Source organism: Pedobacter sp. 10L46_2 (genome assembly GCF_056395165.1).
Window position 1 is genome coordinate 17534 of the sequence record NZ_JBFTIZ010000075.1, and the last position, 2732, is coordinate 20265.

The 2732-nt window shown below is 37.1% G+C and carries 5 protein-coding genes; all 5 read right to left on the reverse strand.

What is annotated here, in order from left to right; genetic code table 11:
* Positions 1-10 precede the first annotated feature (10 nt).
* Complete coding sequence (locus AC1DDX_RS10575; protein ID WP_337715236.1) at positions 11-355, reverse strand: heavy-metal-associated domain-containing protein; 345 nt, start codon at positions 353-355, stop codon at positions 11-13.
* Positions 356-455: 100 nt separating this feature from the next.
* Positions 456-854 carry an HYC_CC_PP family protein gene (locus AC1DDX_RS10580; RefSeq protein WP_172660545.1) on the reverse strand — a complete coding sequence of 133 codons (399 nt, stop codon included), beginning with the start codon at positions 852-854 and terminating at the stop codon, positions 456-458.
* Positions 855-938: 84 nt separating this feature from the next.
* Positions 939-1805 carry a dTDP-4-dehydrorhamnose reductase gene (gene rfbD, locus AC1DDX_RS10585; protein ID WP_172660546.1) on the reverse strand — a complete coding sequence of 289 codons (867 nt, stop codon included), beginning with the start codon at positions 1803-1805 and terminating at the stop codon, positions 939-941.
* 80 nt (positions 1806-1885) lie between these two features.
* Entirely contained in the window at positions 1886-2431 is a 546-nt protein-coding gene (locus AC1DDX_RS10590; protein ID WP_172660547.1) for a GNAT family N-acetyltransferase, read from the reverse strand.
* An 11-nt stretch (positions 2432-2442) separates the two neighbouring features.
* A partial coding sequence (locus AC1DDX_RS10595; RefSeq protein WP_477622025.1) for a DUF1801 domain-containing protein occupies positions 2443-2732 on the reverse strand: 290 nt, incomplete at its 5' end.

Sequence of the window (2732 nt, forward strand, 5' to 3'; positions counted from 1 at the left end):
TTATTTTTTGTTATTTTTTGTCTGTACTTTTTCTATCGTATTGGCAGCATGAAGGTAGTTTGCTATAATTTTCTTGTTTGGCAGTAACCTTTTGCGTGTCGTGCCCAACTGCGGCAATTTTTTGTTGAATACCTTCAGTTGTAATCTTGGCACTATCGTAGCTTACCGTTAATATTTTAGATTTTACATCCCATACAGCTGTGTCAACACCTTCAGTTTTAAGGGCAGTTTCAATGCGTTTTTTACACATTCCACAGTTTCCAGATACATTGATTTTTTCGGTTTTAGATTGTGCAAATACAGCACTACCAAGGAAAGTCAAGCCGACTACCAAAAGAGATCTTAATGAGTTCATCTTAATAAGTTTTAAAGAAAATGGTATAAAAAAATTTGGGGTTACAGTAATGCTGCAACCAGGGCACGAATGTGCCAGGCATTAGAAAAGAAAGAGGGTATTATATTCTGTAGGTACAGTTTTTTAGGTAGACAGGAACTTGCTGTCTATTAGGTGGTGCATTGCTTAATGCTTCCCTTATAATTTTAACAGGCACCGGGGCCTGATAATTAACAAATAATTCGGGTAATATAATGGCTACAGATGGCTGATCGAATTTATAAACCGCTTGGTTTACTTTTTGAGAACTCTCAACCTTTACTTCGTGCTTAACATCTTTACAGCATGATTTCTTTTTAGATTCTGCCAAAGGCATTTTACAGAAATCACATAATTTGCCGGATTTTTTTGTCATGCTCCAGCTTACCAGCTTGTCCATGCAATAATGAAAGTGCACAGCTGCTCCACTGGAAACACCCAAATAGAAAATGGCAAGTATGGTAAGCAGTGTTCTTTTCATTACGGATCAAAGATTGGAAAAAGAACGGAAAAATATTTATATAATTCCGTTCTTTTTTTATATCATGGTTTATTTAGCACATGCTTAGGCTTTATCCAGTACAGATAATTGCTCAATACACTTAATCAAACTGTCTCTCCAATAAGGTACTTCGATTCCAAAAGTTGCTTTTATCTTCGTTTTGTCCATTACAGAGAACTTAGGTCGGCTAGCTCTTGTCGGATAAGCAGAAGTAGGAATCGGGCTAACTTTTACCTGTGTATTGCTGATATCAAAAATACCTTTAGCAAAATCAAACCACGAGATTGATCCTTCATTGCTATAATGATACACCCCATATTCCGTTTTGCCAGAAGCAATAACATCCAAAATTGCACCGGCCAAATCAATAGCATAAGTTGGCGAGCCAATCTGATCCGCAATGATATTTAACTCATCGCGGTCCGCTCCTAGTTTCAACATTGTTTTCACAAAATTATTTGCATACTCAGAATATAGCCAGCTGGTGCGAATAATGTAATGTTCTTTAAGATTATCTATAATATCTGTTTCGCCTTCAAGCTTAGTTAAGCCATATATGCTAATGGGTTCTGCTAAATCATCTTCCTTTAGTAATTCTGGAATGGCTCCTTCAAAAACAAAGTCTGTTGAAACGTGAACTAATTTAGCACCAAACTCTTTACAAAGCAAAGCGATATTTAATGCCCCCTGCTTGTTTATTAATCTGCACAGATCTACATCATCTTCAGCTTTATCAACAGCCGTATAAGCAGCACAATTGATTACGTATGCTGGTTTTTTCTCGGCAAACAAAGCCTTTAGTTTCTCAACATCAAGGATGTTTGCGACACTTTCGTCCGGGAAATCTAATGTGTCGATATTTCTATTTGAGGCAACTGCCTTAAGGCATTGCCCTAGTTGTCCTGAGGCTCCTAATACTAGTGTTTTCAATATAAAATTGAGTTATGTGGTTAGCTATTACTTTTTTCAAAAATAACATTATAATGGAAAACTCACGCTTAAATCATTTATTAGGCATCCATCTTCCATTCGTGATGGAGCATGGAATATAAAACCAGGTCTAAGAATTTACCATTCACCTTTTCGGATTGCCTTAAAACCCCTTCTTGCTGAAAACCCAGTTTGCGTGGAATTGCCTGACTTTTCAAATTCAAAGTAGCTGCTTTAATCTCAATACGATGTAATGCCAGTTCCTTAAAACCATAATCAATTAATGCTTTACAAGACCGGATCATAATACCTCGGCCTTGTGCACTTTCTGCCAGCCAGTAGCCAATTGCTCCACTTTGATTAAAAACATTCAAATAATGCAAACCAATTCTGCCTACTGGTTGATTATCAAGCATAATCACAAAGCTAACTTCAAGACCCTGTTCATAAAGCTGCTCACATTTCCTGATGTACGCTATAAGATCTCCTACAGACTGCATGTTGGGTACCCAAGGTAAAAACTCAGATAGTTGCGCCCGACTGCTGTTTATCGCTTCCAATAAACCTTCTGCATGCTTCACGGCTGTTTGTTCCAGTGTGATATTTTGATCAATCGTTATTATCATTTCTTCTAACCTTATTTATTTTTCATATGCGCCACTGATTGATCTATCATCTTGGTTAATACTTGTATATTAACATCTGCCAGTTTTTTAATATAAATACAGCCTTTCCCTGTTTTATGTTTACCCAATTGCAGCAGCAAGTTTTCTTTATCTTCAAAATCACAAGCAACATACAAAACAATAGCAGTACTTCTCGGAGAAAATCCGATTAGAGGGGCATCTCCCTCATGACCACTGGCATATTTATAATGATAGCTACCAAAGCCTACGATTGAGGTTCCCCACATCGAAGGTTCATATC

Coding starts and splice junctions, on each gene's coding strand:
- AC1DDX_RS10575 (WP_337715236.1), bottom strand. CDS start 355: ATGAACTCATTAAGATCTCTTTTGGTAGTCGGCTTGACTTTCCTTGGT.
- AC1DDX_RS10580 (WP_172660545.1), bottom strand. CDS start 854: ATGAAAAGAACACTGCTTACCATACTTGCCATTTTCTATTTGGGTGTT.
- AC1DDX_RS10590 (WP_172660547.1), bottom strand. CDS start 2,431: ATGATAATAACGATTGATCAAAATATCACACTGGAACAAACAGCCGTG.